The 17327-nt window shown below is 67.1% G+C and carries 11 protein-coding genes; 5 read left to right on the top strand and 6 right to left on the bottom strand.

What is annotated here, in order from left to right; genetic code table 11:
* Window positions 1-9 precede the first annotated feature (9 nt).
* From nikC to CYD53_RS18250, 3 genes are all read right to left on the bottom strand, one after another.
* Window positions 10-900 (bottom strand): nickel transporter permease, encoded by an 891-nt coding sequence (gene nikC / locus CYD53_RS18260; RefSeq protein WP_103719519.1) that lies wholly within the window; start codon window positions 898-900, stop codon window positions 10-12.
* Between the two features lie 9 nt (window positions 901-909).
* Window positions 910-1956 carry an ABC transporter permease gene (locus CYD53_RS18255; protein WP_103719518.1) on the bottom strand — a complete coding sequence of 349 codons (1047 nt, stop codon included), beginning with the start codon at window positions 1954-1956 and terminating at the stop codon, window positions 910-912.
* Window positions 1957-2242: 286 nt separating this feature from the next.
* The gene (locus tag CYD53_RS18250) at window positions 2243-3832 is read right to left on the bottom strand and encodes an ABC transporter substrate-binding protein (protein WP_103719517.1); all 1590 of its coding nucleotides are present in this window, start codon (window positions 3830-3832) and stop codon (window positions 2243-2245) included.
* A 254-nt stretch (window positions 3833-4086) separates the two neighbouring features.
* On the opposite strand from CYD53_RS18250, the gene CYD53_RS18245 reads away from it, so the two are divergent.
* From CYD53_RS18245 to pobA, 4 genes are all read left to right on the top strand, one after another.
* Entirely contained in the window at window positions 4087-7491 is a 3405-nt protein-coding gene (locus CYD53_RS18245) for a transglutaminase family protein (RefSeq protein ID WP_103719516.1), read from the top strand.
* 9 nt (window positions 7492-7500) lie between these two features.
* Window positions 7501-10071 carry a circularly permuted type 2 ATP-grasp protein gene (locus CYD53_RS18240; RefSeq protein WP_103719515.1) on the top strand — a complete coding sequence of 857 codons (2571 nt, stop codon included), beginning with the start codon at window positions 7501-7503 and terminating at the stop codon, window positions 10069-10071.
* A complete protein-coding gene (locus CYD53_RS18235) occupies window positions 10068-10946 on the top strand; it encodes a transglutaminase family protein (protein ID WP_103719514.1) in 879 nt (292 codons plus the stop codon). The genes CYD53_RS18240 and CYD53_RS18235 overlap by 4 nt, the downstream gene beginning before the upstream one ends.
* 150 nt (window positions 10947-11096) lie before the next feature.
* Window positions 11097-12269, top strand: a complete 1173-nt coding sequence (gene pobA, locus CYD53_RS18230) for a 4-hydroxybenzoate 3-monooxygenase (RefSeq protein ID WP_103719513.1) — start codon at window positions 11097-11099, stop codon at window positions 12267-12269.
* A 23-nt stretch (window positions 12270-12292) separates the two neighbouring features.
* Here pobA and CYD53_RS18225 read toward each other — a convergent pair whose 3' ends face one another.
* Window positions 12293-12649 (bottom strand): winged helix-turn-helix transcriptional regulator, encoded by a 357-nt coding sequence (locus tag CYD53_RS18225; protein ID WP_103719512.1) that lies wholly within the window; start codon window positions 12647-12649, stop codon window positions 12293-12295.
* Between the two features lie 101 nt (window positions 12650-12750).
* On the opposite strand from CYD53_RS18225, the gene CYD53_RS18220 reads away from it, so the two are divergent.
* Complete coding sequence (locus CYD53_RS18220) at window positions 12751-13764, top strand: zinc-binding alcohol dehydrogenase family protein (protein WP_103719511.1); 1014 nt, start codon at window positions 12751-12753, stop codon at window positions 13762-13764.
* A 15-nt stretch (window positions 13765-13779) separates the two neighbouring features.
* Here CYD53_RS18220 and CYD53_RS18215 read toward each other — a convergent pair whose 3' ends face one another.
* Together CYD53_RS18215 and CYD53_RS18210 are read right to left on the bottom strand one after the other, a co-directional pair.
* Window positions 13780-15591 carry a chloride channel protein gene (locus CYD53_RS18215; protein ID WP_103719510.1) on the bottom strand — a complete coding sequence of 604 codons (1812 nt, stop codon included), beginning with the start codon at window positions 15589-15591 and terminating at the stop codon, window positions 13780-13782.
* 176 nt (window positions 15592-15767) lie between these two features.
* The gene (locus CYD53_RS18210; RefSeq protein ID WP_103719509.1) at window positions 15768-17213 is read right to left on the bottom strand and encodes an aldehyde dehydrogenase family protein; all 1446 of its coding nucleotides are present in this window, start codon (window positions 17211-17213) and stop codon (window positions 15768-15770) included.
* Between the last annotated feature and the right edge of the window lie 114 nt (window positions 17214-17327).

The raw sequence follows: 17327 nt of genomic DNA, 5'->3' as shown, positions 1-17327 counted from the left end.
CGCATCATCTCACCTCTGGTCCATGACGTCGCGCAGGCCGTCGCCAAGCAGGTTGAAGCCGAGCGCGACGACGCAGATGGCAAGACCCGGGAAGGTCGCGACCCACCATTGGTCGAAGATCTGCTCGCGGCCGGCCGAGATCATCGCGCCCCATTCCGGGATCGGCGGCTGCGCGCCCAAGCCCAGGAAGCCGAGGCCGGCCGCGGTCAGAATGATGCCGGCCATGTCGAGCGTGGTGCGCACGATCAATGAGGGCAGGCAGAGCGGCACGACATGCTTCCAGACGATGCGCCATTGCGAGGCGCCCTGCAGGCGCACGGCGGCGATATAATCCTGCTGGCGGATGATCAGCGTCTCGGCGCGGGCGACGCGGGCATAGGGCGGCCAGGCGGTGATGGCGATGGCGATGACGGCATTCTCCAGGCCCGGCCCGAGCGCGGCGACGAAGGCCAGCGCCAGCACGAGGCGCGGGAAGGCCAGGAAGACGTCGGTGATGCGCATCAGCAGGCGGTCGACCCAGCCGCCGAGATAGCCCGAGGTCGCACCGATCAGGAGGCCGACCGGTCCGACCGAGATGACGACCAGCAGCACGATCACCAGCGTGACGCGCGCGCCATAGACGATGCGGCTGAAGATGTCGCGACCGAGCGAATCCGTGCCGAAAAAATTGACGGCCGAGGGCGGCAGCAGGCGCTTGTCGAGATTTTGCGCGAGCGGGTTATGCGGCGCGATCAACGGCGCGAAGGCGGCGATCAGCAGCAAGGCCACGACGATGACCAGACCGGCGATCGCGAGCGGGTTGCGCTTGAAGGCAAGCCATTGCCGGTAGAGCTGGCCAAGCCTGGCCTGGCGGCGGGAGGTCGGGGAATCGGTGGTGAGATAGTCGGTCCAGGTCGTCATGGCGCGCCCTCACCGCGTCCTGGGGTCGACCAGCCGGCCGAGGATGTCGGACAGCAGGTTGACGCCGATGAAAACCGCGCCGACCACCAAGGTGCCGCCCAGCACGGCGTTCATGTCGGCGTTCAGCAGGGAGTTGGTGATGTAGCGGCCGAGCCCCGGCCAGGCGAAGATCGTCTCGGTCAGCACCGAGCCTTCGAGCAGCTGCGCATAGGAGAGCGCGATCACGGTAATAAGCGGCACGAAGGCGTTGCGCAGCGCGTGGCGCCAGATCACGCGGAACTCCGACATGCCCTTCACCCGGGCGGCGATGACATATTGCTGCTGCAGCTCGGTGATCATGAAGCTGCGCGCCATGCGGCTGATATAGGCAACGCTGAGCAGGCCGAGCACGGCCGCGGGCAGGATGAGATGGGACCAGGCATCGCGGAACGCCTCCCATTCCCCCTGCAGGGCAGCGTCGATGACGAGGACGCCGGTGATCGGGTCGACGAAGTCCTGATAGGCGACGCTGATGCGGCCAGGCCCGGCGACCCAGCCGAGCTTGGCGTAGAACAGGAGCAGGCCCATCAGACCGAACCAGAACACCGGGACGGAATAGCCGAACAGGCCGATCAGGCGCGCAAGCTGGTCGGGCCAGCGGCCCTGATAGACCGCTGCGAGCACGCCAAGGGGCACACCGAGCGAGACGCCGATCAGCGTGCCGAGCGTCGCCAGTTCCAGGGTCGCGGGGAAGACGCGCTTGATGTCGTCGGTGACGAGATTCGAGGTCAGCACCGACTTGCCGAGATCGCCGGTGAAAACCTTGCCGACATAGGTGGCAAATTGCTGCCAGAGGGGTTTGTCGAGGCCGAGCGCGGCGCGGGCTGCGTCATAGACGTCGGCTTTTGCGTTGTCTCCGACGACCGCCAGCACCGGGTCGATCGGGATCACGCGGGCAATCAGGAACGTGACGAGCAGCAGGCCGAAAAAGGTGATCGCCACCGTGCTGAGCTCGCGCCCGGCGATGCGACCCCAGACTGCGCTCCGTCCACCCCAACCTATGTTTGAAATCGCCATTCACCCGACCAATTCTACGAAACCGCGGCAACGCGGGCGCGTCGTCGAGCAGAATGCGAAAAAGTGGGAACCGGCTTTTCGCATTGATCCTGCTCTCACTCTGAGATGAGCGACGGATTCAGATGTCAGATCGGATCACTCTGTGACCGCATCCGACATCATCCGGCTCTCGTGCCACGCCGTGGAAGGAAGCCCGCAGGACAATCCCACCCACTGGAAGACCAAGTCCAAGCAAGAACCCCGCCGCGGCTTTGAAAGCCGCGGCGGTTCGATCGGAGGTCCGATCTCAGTTCTTGCTGAGCGTCGAGTAGAGGTTGCTGGCCGAGCCCGGCCCCAGGATCAGCCCATCGACATTCTTGCGGTGGGCGGCGACTTCGACCTGCTGGAACATGATGACGAAGGGCGAGACCTTCTGGTGCTCGCGCTCAATGGCCTCATAGCCGGCCTTGCGCTTGTCGCTGTCGGTCTCGAAGACCAGCGCGCCGGTCTTCTTGCTCATCTCCGGAATGTCCCAGGCGTTGCGCCAGGCGAGCGTCTTGGAGCGGGCGTCCTCGGCATTGTTCTCGTTGATGGCGAAGGTCTCGGCGTTGGTGTGCGGGTCCTGATAATCGGGACCCCACTGGCCGATATAGATGTCGTGCGTGCGTGCACGATATTTGGTCAGCGTCTGCTTGCCGTCGCCGGGGATCAGTTCGAGCTTGATGCCGGCCTGGGCCCAGTTCGCCTGGACCGCCTGGGCGATGTCGGTGATTGGGTTGACCGAGCGGGTGTCCATGGTGACGGAGAAGCCGTTCGGCAGGCCGGCTTTGGCGAGCAGCTCCTTGGCCTTGGCCGGGTCGAACTTGTAGGGCCGGTCGTCGATGGCGCCGAGGAAGCCCTTGGGCAGGAAGGCCTGGTGCGGCTTGTAGGTGCCGGCCACGATGTTGCGCTCGATCGAATCGTAGTCGACCAGGTATTTCAGCGCCTCGCGCACCTCGGGCTTGGCGAGATTGGGGTTCTTCTGGTTGAGGCCGAGATAGAGGATGTAGCCCTTGTCGCCGACCTGCTGGACGATGTCGGCATTGCTCTTGATCGAATCAAGCTGGTCCTTCGACAGGTTGCGGGCGTAGTCCACATCGCCCTTCTCCAGCAGCAGCCGCTGCGAGGCGGGCTCGGCGACATGGCGCACGACGACGCGCTTCACCTTCGGCGCGCCCATAAACCAGTCGGGGTTGGCCTCGAGCGTGTATTGCTCGTTGGCGCGCCAGGCGCGCAGCTTGTAGGCGCCCGAGCCGGCGGAGTTCTGCTTGAGCCACTCATAGCCGAAATCGCCGGCCTTCTCGTTCGCCTTGACCAGCTTGGAATCGACGATCACCGCGACGTTGGCGGTCAGGCAGTTCAGGAAGAAGCTCGGTGCATAGGGCTTGTCGACCGTGATGGTGACGGTCTTGTCGTCGACCGCCTTCACCATCTGGGTGACGTTGTCCTTGGTCAGGCCGAACTGGGTCAGGATGAAGCCCGGCGACTTGTTGAGCACGACAGCACGCTGGAAGGAGTAGACCACATCGGCGGCCGTCAGCGGGTTGCCCGAGTGGAACTTGACGTTGGGCTTGAGCTTGAAGGTGTAGGTCTTGCTGTCGGGGCTGATGCTCCAGCTCTCGGCGAGATCGCCATAGAGCTTGGAGGGATCGGCCAGATCGAACCGCACCAGCTTGTCGTAGACATTGCCGACGACCTCGCCGCCGGAAAATTCGAACACTTCGGCGGGATCGAGCGAGATGATATCGTCGATCTGCTTGGCCATCACGACCGTGTCCTTCGGCGTCTGCGCCATGGCGGTGGTCGCCATCAACGCCGTAAAGGCCGATACCGTCAGCAATCTCGCAACATGACGCATGGAAATCCCCATCGTTTGATTTCGCCGGCCTTTCAGTGGCCGTTCAGTCCAATGTGGAACCAGTTGCCCGGCGATGTCCAGCGGCTCCGCAAGGAGGCCCGAGGCAAGCGCTGTGGAGAACTGCCTAATTCTTGCGCAGTCGCCGCGATTGCCGGCGTGCCCTTGCGCAAGTTGCGCCTTTGCGGGTTTTGCCGGCATCGCTAACGTGTCATGGCCCGGCGCCCCGCCGGGCGACGACAAGCAGGTGCCAAGCCTTGGCCATCATCGCCGCGCTGAACCACGTTACCCATTACAGCTATGACCGGCCGGTCACGCTGGGGCCGCAGATCATCCGCCTGAGGCCGGCGCCGCATTGCCGGGCCGCGATCAACAGCTATTCGCTGAAGGTCACGCCGGCCGAGCATTTCGTGAACTGGCAGCAGGATCCCAGCGGCAACTGGCTGGCGCGCTTCGTCTTTCCCGAGCCGGTGAAGGAATTCCGCATCGAGGTCGACCTCGTCACCGAGCTCTCGATCATCAATCCGTTCGACTTCTTCGTCGAGACCGACGCCGAGATCTTCCCCTTCGCCTATCCCGAGGAGTTGCGCGCGGAGCTTGCGCCCTATCTCGTCACCGAGCCGGCAGGTCCGCTTCTGGCGGCCTATCTCGCGACGATCCCGCGCGAGCCGACGAACACGGTAAACTTCATCGTCGATCTCAATGCCCGGCTGGCGCAAGGCATCGCCTATGGCATCCGCATGGAGCCCGGAGTCCAGGAGCCCGAGCACACGCTCGACATCAAATCCGGCTCCTGCCGCGATACGAGCTGGCTGCTCGTCCAGATCATGCGCCATCTCGGCTTCGCCGCGCGCTTCGTCTCCGGCTACCTGATCCAGATGAAGGCGGATATCCACCCGCTGGAAGGCCCGCGCGGCACCGACAAGGATTTTACCGACCTGCACGCCTGGGCGGAAATCTACATCCCCGGCGCCGGCTGGATCGGGCTCGACCCGACCTCGGGCCTGCTCACCGGCGAAGGGCATCTGCCGCTGGCGGCGACGCCGCATTACCGCTCCGCCGCGCCGGTCTCAGGCGTCGCGAGCTATGCCGAGACGACCTTCGATTTCTCGATGAGCGTGGCGCGCGTGCATGAGGTGCCGCGCATCACCCTGCCCTTCTCGGACACGTCCTGGGGCGAGCTCGACGCACTCGGCGAAAAGGTCGAGGCCGATCTGAAGGCCGGCGACGTCCGCCTGACCATGGGCGGCGAGCCGACCTTCGTCTCGATCGACGACCAGATCGGCGAGGAATGGAACATCGCCGCCGTCGGCCCGACCAAGCGCCAGCGTGCCGATGTGATGATCCGGCGCCTGCGCGAGCGCTTCGCGCCCGGCGGCATGCTGCATTACGGCCAGGGCAAATGGTATCCGGGCGAGAGCCTGCCGCGCTGGGCCTTCGCACTCTATTGGCGCACTGACGGCGAACCGATCTGGCGCGACGCGGCGCTGATCGCACGCGAACCCGGCGCGCCGACCGGCGCCGACCGCGAATTGGAGGCCGCCGCCTCGATCCGCGACGCCGAGGCGCTGGCGGCCGGCCTCTCGGAGAGGCTGGGGCTGGGCGCCGATTATGTGCTGCCGGCCTATGAGGATACCGGCCACTGGCTGCTGAAGGAGGCGCAGCTTCCCGACAATGTCGACCCGCTCGACCCGCGCCTCGCCGACCCGGAGGAGCGTGCGCGCATGGCGCAGGTCTTCCAGCTCGGGCTGGGCAAGCCGCGCGGCTATGTCATTCCGGTGCAGCGCTGGCAGTCCCAGGCCGGCGACCGGCGCTGGCGCTCCGAGAAGTGGAAGCTCCGGCGCGGCAAGCTCTTCCTGGTGCCGGGCGACTCGCCCGTGGGCTACCGCCTGCCGCTCGGCTCGCTGCCGGTCGTGCCGAAGGACGAGTTTCCCCATATCCACCCGCAGGATCCGATGGAGCCGCGCGGGCCGCTGCCGCCGGCCGCCAGCCTGGGCGGCGGCGGGACGGCGCCCGCGGCCATGAACGGCGCGCAAGCCGCGCCCGCGGTCGCCGCGCCCGCGCATCACCAGATGTCGCGCCCGGTCGAGACACAGGGCGAAGGCCACGCGCAGGACCGCACCGAGCAGGAGATCGGCGGCGAGCATGTTCGTACGGCGCTGAGCCTCGAGGTCCGCGACAACATCCTGTGCGTCTTCCTGCCGCCGGTCGAGAAGCTGGAGGATTATCTGGAGCTGATCGCCAGCGTCGAGGCCGTGGCGCAGGAGCTGAACCTGCCCGTCCATATCGAGGGCTATTCGCCCCCAAACGACCCGCGCCTCAACGTCATCAAGGTCACGCCCGACCCCGGCGTGATCGAGGTCAACATCCACCCGGCCAAGACCTGGCGCGAAGCGGTGGAGATCACGCGCGGCGTCTATGAGGAGGCGCGGCAGTCGCGGCTCTGCGCCGAGAAGTTCATGGTCGATGGCCGCCATACCGGCACCGGCGGCGGCAATCATGTCGTGCTCGGCGGCGTGACGCCGCCCGATAGCCCGTTCCTGCGCCGGCCGGACCTGCTCAAGAGCATCATCCTGTACTGGAACAGGCACCCCTCCCTGTCCTTCCTGTTCTCAGGCCTCTTCATCGGCCCGACGAGCCAGGCCCCGCGCATCGACGAGGCGCGTTTCGACCAGCTCTACGAGCTGGAGATCGCCTTGGCGCAAGTGCCGGGACCGGGCGCGCCAAGCATTCCGCTCTGGCTGGTCGACCGGCTGTTCCGCAACCTCCTGGTCGACGTCTCCGGCAACACGCACCGCACCGAGATCTGCATCGACAAGCTCTATTCGCCGGATGGACCGACCGGCCGCCTCGGGCTGATCGAGTTCCGCTCGTTCGAGATGCCGCCGGATGCGCGCATGAGCCTGGCGCAGCAGCTCCTGATCCGGGCTCTGGTCGCCTGGTTCTGGCGCGAACCGCAGAGCGGCAGCCTGGTGCGCTGGGGCACGACACTGCATGACCGCTTCATGCTGCCCGAGCTGGTCTGGCAGGATTTCAAGGACGTGCTCGCCGATCTCGGCCGCGCCGGCTACGCCTTCGATCCGGTCTGGTTCGAGGCGCAGGCCGAATTCCGCTTCCCGTTCTACGGCAAGGTCGAGCATGGCGGGGTCGAACTCGAACTGCGCCAGGCGCTCGAGCCCTGGCATGTCATGGGCGAGGAAGGCGCGATCGGCGGCACAGTGCGCTATGTCGACAGCTCGGTGGAGCGGCTGCAGGTCAAGGCCAAGGGGCTCGTGCCCGGTCGCCATCTCATCACCTGCAATGGCCGCCGCATGCCGATGACGCCGAGCGGCAGTGCCGGCGAGGCGATCGCCGCCGTGCGCTTCAAGGCCTGGCAGCCGAGTTCGGGCCTGCACCCGACGATTCCGGTGCATGCACCGCTGACCTTCGACATCGTCGACAGCTGGGTCGGGCGCTCGCTCGGAGGTTGCGTCTATCATGTCGCCCACCCCGGAGGGCGCAATTATGAAACTCCTCCCGTGAATTCCTACGAAGCGGAGGCGCGGCGGCTCGCGCGTTTCGAAGCGATCGGGCATAGTCCCGGCGCGCTGGCGATTCCGCCGGAAGAGCGCAGCGTCGAATTCCCGCTCACCCTGGATTTGCGACGCCCCACAGGAGTGTAGACGCAAACGATGGCGTTGCAGGGCCGATCACCGTCGACGCGCGTGAAAGCGGAGCGGCGCAACGCCCTGCTGGCCGGCTATCGCCCGCTGCCGGGCGCCTATGACGAGTTCATGGCGCAGGATGGCAGCATCCGCCCGCATTGGGAGCCGTTCCTGACGGAATGGAGCGCGCTCTCGCAGGACGAGCTCAACCAGCGCTTCGGCCTCGCCGACCGCCATGTCCACGACACCGGCGTCTCCTACCGCGTCCATGGCGATGTCGACGAGCGCGATCCGCAGGCCGGCGAACGCGCCTGGCCGCTGAGCCATGTGCCATTGGTGATGACCGGCGCGGAGTGGCAGACCATCGCGGCCGGCGTGGCGCAGCGCGCGCAATTGCTGGCCTCGTTGCTCGAGGACATCTACGGCCCCGGCGAGATGGTCGCGAAGGGCCTGCTGCCGGCAGCCGTCGTCACGGGGAGCCCGGACTATCTGCGCCCGCTCCACGGCGCGCCGGATGGCGGCTCCCTGCAGCTCTACGCCGCCGATCTCGGCCGCGGGCCGGACGGGCGCTGGTGGGTACTGGGCGACCGGACCCAGGCGCCGTCGGGCGCCGGCTACGCGCTGGAGAACCGGCTGGCCCTGGCGCGCGCCTTTCCCGACCTGTTCCGGACGATGAACATCGAGCGGCTCGCCACCTTTTTCCAGGGCTTCCGCGCCGGGCTCGTCGCCAAGTCCAGGCGCGTCGAGCCGCGCATCTGCCTGCTGACCCCGGGCCCGCTGAACGAGAGTTATTTCGAGCAGGCCTATCTTGCGCGCTATCTCGGTTTCCTGCTCGTCGAAGGCGGCGACCTGGTGATGCGCGACGGCCGCATCCATGTCCGCACCATCGCCGGGCCCAAGCGCGCCGACGTGATCTGGCGGCGCATCGACGGCGATTTCTCCGACCCGCTCGAACTGAATGCGCGCTCGGCGCTGGGCGTGGCCGGGCTGGTGCAGGCGGTGCGCCAGGGCCATGTCCATGTCGCCAACGGGCTCGGTTCCGGGGTCGTCGAGGCACGCGCGCTGATGGGCTTCCTGCCCAAGCTGGGCAAGCAGCTTCTCGGCGAGGAGATGATTCTGCCCAATGTCGCGACCTGGTGGTGCGGCCAGCCGCGCGAGCGCGCCGCCGTGCTCGACCGTTTGGACGAGATGAGCATCGCGCCGGCCTTCCGCTCCGCCGGGAGCGGGCTCGACAGTGATCCGATCCTGGCGGGAGAACTGCCGGCGGCCGAGCGCGCCGCCTTGCGGGCACGGATCGAGGCGCGCGGGATGGATTATGTCGGCCAGGAGGTGGTGCGGCTCTCGACCATGCCGGTCTTCCAGAACGGCCGTTTGCAGCCGCACCCGGTCACCTTGCGCGTCTTCGCTGCCGCCACGCCCGACGGCTGGAAGGTCATGCCCGGCGGCTTCTGCCGCATCTCTGACGAGCCTGATGCCCGCGCCGTCAGCATGCGCAGCGGCGTGCGCTCCAGCGATGTCTGGGTCACCTCGGATACGCCTGTCGAGCAAGTCAGCCTGCTGCCCACCAGCGACCGCATCGCGATCCGCCGCGTCGTCGGGACCTTGCCGAGCCGCGCCGCCGACAACCTGTTCTGGCTCGGACGCTATCTCGAGCGAACGGAGGCGACGCTGCGGCTCGTGCGCGCCTTGCTCGGCCGCCTGATCGATGCCGACACGACCAATCCCGCCCGGCCCGACACGGTGCGCCGCCTCGCCAATCTCCTGGTCGCCTGGGGCGCGGCGCCTGCGGCCAAAGCTGCGACGGGGAGAGGCGCGGCAGCCCGCAATCTCGCCGGAGACAAGGGCTCGGCGGTTCTGGTGCAGGCGACCTCAGCGCTCTATGACGCGGCCGAATACGGCTCGGCCCGCGCCAATGTCGGCGAGGCGCGGCGCACCGCCTCCGTCATCCGCGAGCGGCTTTCGATCGATGCCTGGCGGCTGTTCGGCGATCTGCAGCGTCAGTTGACACTCGAGCCCGGACGGCAGCCCAGCGAGGGCGAAGTCTACGAGGTTGCGGACCGCGCCTTGAAGACGCTCGCCGCCTTCTCCGGCCTGAGCCAGGAGAACATGGTGCGCGGCGCGGGCTGGCGCTTCCTCGACATCGGCCGGCGACTGGAGCGCGGCATCGCGACCTGCCGCTTCGCCCGCCATTTCGCCGAGACGACGGCCCCGAGCGACGGCCTCGACGCCCTGCTCGACCTGACCGATTCGCAGATCACCTACCGCTCGCGCTACATGCTCGGCGCGAGCCTGCAGCCGGTGCTCGATCTGGTCATGCTCGACCCCTATAATCCCCGCTCCGTCGCCTTCCAGGTCGATCGTCTCGACATCGAGATCGCGCATCTTCCGTCGCTGACGGAGGACGGCATGCTGGAAGCGCCGCGCCGGCTCGTGCTGAAGCTCGCGGCCGAATGCCGGACATCGGAGGCTAGCCGGCTCGACCGCACCAGCATCCTGCTGTTCGAGCAATTGCTGATGGGGCTGTCGAGCGCGATCGCCGACCGCTACTTCCTCCAGAACAGCGGGCCGGAAGGCTCGAGGCTGACAGGCATCGCGTGATCTACGACGTTCGTCACCTGACCACCTACGGCTATAGCCGTCCGGTGCCGTTCGCGCGCTGCATCCTGCGCCTCCTGCCACGCAACGATGGCGGCCAGACGGTGCGGAAGAGCGACCTCGTCGTGACGCCGCGCCCGGCCGACCGCATCGACGGGATCTGCTTCTTCGGCAACCAGATGACGACGCTGACGATCTCCAAGGCGCATCGCGAATTGAAGGTCGAAATGCGCGCCCGCGTCGAGGTCAACCGGCCCGCGCCGCCCTTTCCGGGCCTGACCCGGCATTGGGAGGAGGTCGGCGCGCTGGCCCTGGCCTCGACGAGCCTCGCGCCCGATTCGCCGACGCACCACCTCTATCCGAGCCGACTGGTGCCTGCGGTCAGCGAGGTCGTCGACTATGCCCGCAAGAGCTTTTCGCCGCTGCGACCGGTGCTGGAGGCGGCCTGCGAACTGATGGCGCGCATCCGTGCCGACTTCACCTACGATCCCGATGCAACCGAGGTTACGACGCCGCTGGCCGAGGCCTTCCACCAGCGCCACGGCGTGTGCCAGGATTTTGCGCATATCATGATCGCCGGCCTGCGCGGGCTCGGCCTGCCCGCCGCCTATGTCAGCGGCTATATCCGCACGATCCCGCCGCCGGGCCAGAAGCGTCTCGAGGGCTCGGATGCGAGCCATGCCTGGGTCATGCTCTGGTGCGGGCCGGAGACCGGCTGGGTCGGGCTCGACCCGACCAATGACCTGATCGTCGCCGACGACCATATCGTCACCGCCTTCGGCCGCGATTATGCCGATGTCTCGCCGCTCGACGGCGTGCTGATCGGCCCCGGCTCGCAGAAGGTCGGCGTCGCTGTCGACGTCATCCCCATCGGATGATCCGGCTCGCCGTCATGCACGGCCTCAAGGAGGCTCTTTCCAGAAGTTAGTTGCTATGGCAACTTATCTCCTGCCGCGCCGCCGGCCATTCGCAACGCACCCCGTTCCAGAGGGCGCACGCGCCGGGCAGCGCCATGAGGAGACGCCGGCTTGCGCACACAGGTCGCCATCATCGGATCGGGCCCGGCCGGGCTGCTGCTCGGCCAATTGCTGCATCAGGCCGGCATCGACAGCGTCATCCTCGAGCGCAGGGGCCGCGACTATGTGCTAGCCCGCATCCGCGCCGGCGTTCTGGAGCAAGGCACGGTCGGGCTGATCGACAAGATCGGCGCAGGCGCGCGCCTCCAGGCCGAAGGGCTGAAGCATGACGGCTTCGACCTGCTCTTCGGCGGCCTGCGCCACCGCATCGCGCTCGACCGCGCGACGGGAGGCGGGCATGTCACCGTCTACGGCCAGACCGAGGTGACGCGCGATCTGATGGACCAGCGCGCCACCCAGAACGGGCAGACCGTGTTCGCGGCCGAAGACGTCGCGCTGCACGATTTCGACCGCGACAAGCCCTTCGTCAGCTATGTCGTGAACGGCGTTCCCAAGCGCCTCGACTGCGATGTCATCGCCGGTTGCGACGGCTATCACGGCGTCTCGCGTGCCAGCGTGGCGGAGAGCGCGATCACGAGCTTCGAGCGCATCTACCCGTTCGGCTGGCTCGGCCTCCTCGCCGATGTGCCGCCGGTTTCGCATGAACTGATCTATGCCGGCGGCGAGCGCGGCTTCGCGCTCTGCTCGATGCGCTCGGCCACACGCAGCCGCTATTATGTGCAATGCGCACTCGATCAGCGGGTCGAGGACTGGTCGGACGAGCGCTTCTGGGACGAGTTGCGCCGGCGGCTCGACCCGGCCACGGCGGAAGCGCTGGTGACGGGTCCCTCGATCGAGAAATCGATCGCGCCATTACGCTCCTTCGTAGCGGAGCCAATGCGGTTCGGACGCCTGTTCCTGGCCGGCGACGCCGCCCATATCGTGCCGCCGACAGGGGCCAAGGGGCTGAACCTCGCCGCCAGCGACGTGCATTACCTGTCGCAGGCGCTGATCGAGTTCTTCGTCGAGCGTTCCGGCGCAGGCATCGACGCCTATTCGGCCAAGGCGCTGGCGCGCATCTGGAAGGCCGAGCGCTTCTCCTGGTGGCTGACCTCGCTGATGCACCATTTCCCGGAGAACGGCGCCTTTGCCCAGCGCATGCAGCGCGCCGAACTCGACTATCTCGTCTCCTCCGACCACGCCATGGCGGCGCTGGCGGAGAACTATGTCGGTCTCCCCTACTGACCCTCAGGCCGCCCCACTGACCCTCAGGCGGCAGCCTCCGCATCATTCGACGGCATCACATGCTCCTCGCCCCAGGCCCTGAGCGCCATGATGACCGGCTCCAGCGTTCGGCCCTTGTCCGACAGGCTGTATTCGACGCGCGGCGGCACCTCGGCATAGACGACGCGGACGATGAGACCGTCCGCCTCCAGCTCGCGCAGCTGGGCAGTCAGCATGCGCTGCGTCACGCCGGGAACGCTACGGCGAATAGCGTTGAAGCGCAGCGTGCCGCCGAGCAGATGGTAGAGCACGATCCCCTTCCACTTGCCGCCGATCAGGCCCAGGGCTGCCTCCACGGGGCAGGCCGGGGAGTTGAACGGCTTCTGGAAACGAGGCGGCATCACAGTATCCTTTTCGATACTATATGCGGAAATTGTGCGTTCTTGCACAGCCCGTTTGTAAGGCGCATCTCGCCTGCATCGCAACGCAGGAGACAAAAATTATGCGCGCTATCGGCTATCGTGAACCGCAGCCCATCAGCTCGGAAACCAGCCTGATCGATCTCGACCTGCCCGTGCCTGTCGCGACCGGGCGCGACCTGCTGGTCGAGGTGAAGGCGGTGTCGGTCAACCCAGTCGACACCAAGGTCCGCAGGAACGCCCGCCCGGCCGAGGGCGAGGTGCGCGTGCTGGGTTGGGACGCCGCCGGCGTCGTCAAGGCGGTCGGCCCCGAGGTGAAGGCGTTCAAGCCCGGCGACGCGGTGTTCTATGCCGGTGCGATCGACCGTCCGGGCTCCAATGCCGAGTTCCAGCTGATCGACGAGCGCATCGTCGGCGCCAAACCTGCCAGCCTGAGCTTTGCGGAAGCCGCGGCCCTGCCGCTGACCGCGATCACGGCCTGGGAGGCCCTGTTCGACCGGATCAGGATCGCGGATGCGGTTCCAGGCGCGGCGAAGGCGCTGCTGATCGTCGGCGGGGCCGGCGGCGTCGGCTCGATCGCGATCCAGCTGGCGCGGCAACTGACGGACCTCACCGTGATCGCTACCGCCTCGCGGCCGGAGACGCAGGCCTGGGCCCGCGAACTTGGCGCCCACCACGTCATCGACCATGGCAAGCCGCTTGCCGCCGAAGTCGAGGCGCTGCGCATCGGCGCGCCCGGCCTCGTCTTCGTCACCACCCATACGCTGGACCATCTGCCGGAGATCATCAAACTGATCGCGCCGCAGGGCCGGATCGCGGTGATCGACGACGCTCCGGCGCTGGATGTCATGCCGCTGAAGGGCAAGAGCCTGTCGCTGCATTGGGAAATGATGTTCGCCCGCTCGCTGCACCAGACCGCCGACATGCAGGCGCAGGGCGATCTGCTCAGCGAGGTCTCCCGGCTCGTCGATGCCGGCAAGATCCGCACCACGCTGAGCGAAACCTTCGGGACGATCAATGCGGGCAATCTCAAGCGGGCTCATGCGCTGATCGAGACCAACCGCGCCAAGGGCAAGATCGTGCTGGAAGGATTCTGACGCCTCAAGCGCCGGTCAAACGCCGGTCAGGTCGCGGCTCTGCCGATCGAGCTCGGCGTTGTAGCGTCGCAAGGCGAATTGCTCGGTGAGCAGGCCGAGGACCCGCAAGGTTTCGCGGCCGTCGACGACGACCAGTTCCTCGGTCTGCGAGGTCGCGAACAGGCTGGCGGCCTCGCGGATGTTCATATGGGGCAAGAGGACGTCCTTGCGATTGCGGGCAAGCTCCGCAATCGTCCCGACCGCGACATCGGCGCCGTGAGCGTCGGCGACGAGGACGATGCCGGCATAGCGCCCCAGTTCATCGACGAGCACGGCGCGCTGATTGGCGCCGAGCGGGAAATCGCGCCGGAACTGCTCCAGCGTCTGGGTTGCCGGCACGGTGCGCACATCCCGGCGCATCATCCGGCCGACGCTCAATTCCCGCATCCAGCCGATATCGGCGGCGCTGCGGATGGTTTCGCCGCGCAAATGGAAGCGCCAGGTGGCGAAGGAGTAGCCGAAGGTCCGGCGCACCGTCATCGAGGACAGGACGGACGCCGCCAGCACCGCGACCGTGAGCGGCAGGCTGCCCGTCGTCTCCAGCGCCAGGAACGACATCGTCAACGGCCCCCCGACGACCGCGGTGGCCATCGCGCTCATGCCGATGACGGCGATGACCACGGAGGGCGTCTGCAGGCCGAAGCCGGTGATCCAGATCACGGCGACGAGCTTGCCGAACATCGCGCCGATGAACAGCGAGGCGAAGAAGAGGCCGCCGCGAAAGCCGGAGCCGATCGAGATCGCCGATGCCAGCGATTTCAGCACGATCAGCAGGACGAGAAAGCCCGCCGGATAATAGGCATCGAAGCCGACATGCAGCGCCGAATGGCCCGACGAGAGGACGGCCGGAGTCACCAGCGCCATCAGGCCGACGAGCAGGCCGCCGACCGCAGGCCGCAGTGCCAGCGGAATCCGGCTGCGGCGGAACAGGCTCTCGGCGAGCGCGACGCCGCGCATCAGCACGATGCCGAGACCCGCGCAGAGGATGCCCATGAGCATCACAAGCACGTAATCGGAGCCCGAGAGCGGGCCGGAAAAGCCGAATTGCAATGTGACGGGTGTCAGGAACAGCCGCGTAACGCCGACCGCACAGATCGAGGCGACGACGACGGGCGCCAATGAGCCGACCGTATAGGTCACGATGATCAATTCGAAGGCATAGAAGGCCCCGGTCAAGGGCGCGTCGAAAGCGGCTGCGATCGCGCCCGCCGTGCCGCAGCCGACCAGCATGCGCAGATCCGCCCGCCGGACACGGAGAAGCCGCCCGAGGCCCGACGCGAAGGCCGCGCCGCCCTGGGTGTAGCCCGCCTCCATGCCGACAGAGGCGCCAAAGCCGTTGGAGACCATGGTCTGGACCACCAGGATCAGGCTGTCCTTCAGCGACAGGCGCCCGCCATGGAGCGCATTCGCCTCGACAGGATCGACCACCGTGCCGCGGCCGCGGCGGGCCAGGAGGATGCCGATCGCCCCCATCACCAGACCGCCCAGAACCGGCATGCCGACGGCCCGCAGCGGATCGACGAAGACCGCCCCGCTGACCTCGCCATGGCGCGTCGCGAAGAAGGCGGCATGCAGCGCCTTGGAGACGCCGACCATCACCGTGACGAGCCCCCCCGCCCCGGCCCCGATCAGCGCAGCCAGGAGCACGAGCGAGATGTCGTCGCTGCGCAGCAGGCGCGGCAAATTGCGGCGGAAGCGAAGATAGGCGGCGCGGCCATTGCGGCGGAGGCGCTGCGACCGGGTCCGGCTGACCGTCCTGGTACCAAGGGTTTCGGCAACGCACGTCATGAAAGCACGGCCCACAATCGAAGGGCGAGACTTCACGGACGAACCGGCGATCCTCAGCCTCGCCGCGCTGTAGGTTTGGCCTCAGGCCAAGTCAACCCGGCCAACACGGTCAGGCCGACAGCAAAAGGGCCGCGCCCGAAGGCGCGGCCCTTCAAAACGAAGCCGGGTGCGAGTGCTCAGGCCAGCGTGTAGGCCGTCTTGACCGTGGTATACATTTCCTTGGCGTAGGCGCCCTGCTCGCGCGGGCCGTAGCTCGAGCCTTTCCGGCCGCCGAAGGGCACGTGGTAGTCGACGCCGGCCGTGGCGAGATTGACCATCACCATGCCGGCCTCGCTGTTGCGCTTGAAATGCGTCGCATGCTTCAGCGAGGTGGTGCAGATGCCGGCCGAGAGGCCGAACTCGGTGTCGTTGGCCAAGGCCAGCGCCTCCTCGTAATCCTTGGCGCGGATGACGTTGGCGACGGGGCCGAAGACCTCCTCGCGCGAAATGCGCATGGCGTTGGTCGTCTCGGTGAAGAGGGCCGGCTGGAGATAGAAGCCAGGCGTCTCGCGCTTGAGCACCTCGCCGCCCCAGGCGAGCTTGCCGCCCTCGTCCTTGGCGATCTGGATGTATTTCAGGTCCTGGTCGAGCTGGCTCTGGTCGACGACCGGGCCGATATGGGTGCCGCTCTTAAGCGCATCGTCGACCACGACGCCCTTCAGGCGCTCGATGCAGGCTTCGACGAAGCGGTCATGGATGCCGGCCTGGACGATCAGGCGCGAGGACGCCGTGCAGCGCTGGCCAGTGGAGAAATAAGCGCCGGTGACGGCGGCCTCGACCGCAATCTTGAGGTCGGCGTCGTCCAGCACCACGAGCGGGTTCTTGCCGCCCATTTCGAGCTGGACCTTCTTCATCGGCGAGGAGGCGATGCAGGCCTCGGCGACCTTGCGGCCGGTCGAGACCGAGCCGGTGAAGGAGATCGCATGCACGTCCTTGTGCTGCAGCAGCGCCTGGCCGACGATCGAACCGCGCCCCATGACAAGATTGAGCACGCCCTTGGGCAGGCCGGCGCGCTGGATGATGTCGACCAGCGCCCAGGCCGAGCCCGGCACGAGATCGGCCGGCTTGATGACGACGCAATTGCCATAGGCCAGCGCCGGCGCGATCTTCCAGGCCGGGATCGCGATCGGGAAATTCCAGGGCGTGATCATGCCGATGATGCCGACCGGCTCGCGGGTGATCTCGACGCCGACGCCAGGGCGCACGGAGGGGATCGCCTCGCCCGACAAGCGCAGGCACTCGCCGGCGAAGAAGGCGAAGATCTGGCCGGCCCGGCCGGCCTCGCCGATGCCCTCGGCCAGGGTCTTGCCCTCTTCGCGCGAGAGCAGGCGGCCGAGCTCTTCCTTGCGGGCGAGGATCTCGTCGGAAGCCTTCTTCAGGATCTCGTAGCGTTCCTGCGGACCCGAGCGGCTCCAGGCCGGGAAAGCGGCCTTGGCGGCCGCGACCGCATCGTTCATCTGCTCGACGGAGCCCTGCGCATACTCGCCGACGACATCATTGGTGTTGGACGGGTTGATGTTGCGCGAGGCGTTGCCGGCACTGGCCCATTCGCCAGCGATCAGGTTCTTGAACATCTCGGTCATCTCAGGCCTCCCACGGCGATTATGGATTTCGTGGGTGGTGGTAACGCCTTTGAGCCGCGAAGGCCAATGCAGCAGTCGCTATCGCTTCAGTCCTTTTGCGCATCATGGACGATT

Source organism: Allobosea psychrotolerans, from assembly GCF_002917105.1.
In the GTDB taxonomy this organism is placed as follows: Bacteria; Pseudomonadota; Alphaproteobacteria; order Rhizobiales; family Beijerinckiaceae; genus Allobosea; species Allobosea psychrotolerans.
The sequence above is the reverse complement of the archived record's forward strand: the minus strand, read 5'-3'. Positions and strand labels throughout refer to the sequence as shown.

What these genes read in the sequence shown, in the direction of transcription:
- nikC (WP_103719519.1), bottom strand. Translation starts at nt 900, where the DNA reads ATGACGACCTGGACCGACTATCTCACCACCGATTCCCCGACCTCCCGC.
- CYD53_RS18255 (WP_103719518.1), bottom strand. Translation starts at nt 1,956, where the DNA reads ATGGCGATTTCAAACATAGGTTGGGGTGGACGGAGCGCAGTCTGGGGT.
- CYD53_RS18250 (WP_103719517.1), bottom strand. Translation starts at nt 3,832, where the DNA reads ATGCGTCATGTTGCGAGATTGCTGACGGTATCGGCCTTTACGGCGTTG.
- CYD53_RS18240 (WP_103719515.1), top strand. Translation starts at nt 7,501, where the DNA reads ATGGCGTTGCAGGGCCGATCACCGTCGACGCGCGTGAAAGCGGAGCGG.
- CYD53_RS18225 (WP_103719512.1), bottom strand. Translation starts at nt 12,649, where the DNA reads ATGCCGCCTCGTTTCCAGAAGCCGTTCAACTCCCCGGCCTGCCCCGTG.
- CYD53_RS18220 (WP_103719511.1), top strand. Translation starts at nt 12,751, where the DNA reads ATGCGCGCTATCGGCTATCGTGAACCGCAGCCCATCAGCTCGGAAACC.
- CYD53_RS18215 (WP_103719510.1), bottom strand. Translation starts at nt 15,591, where the DNA reads ATGACGTGCGTTGCCGAAACCCTTGGTACCAGGACGGTCAGCCGGACC.
- CYD53_RS18210 (WP_103719509.1), bottom strand. Translation starts at nt 17,213, where the DNA reads ATGACCGAGATGTTCAAGAACCTGATCGCTGGCGAATGGGCCAGTGCC.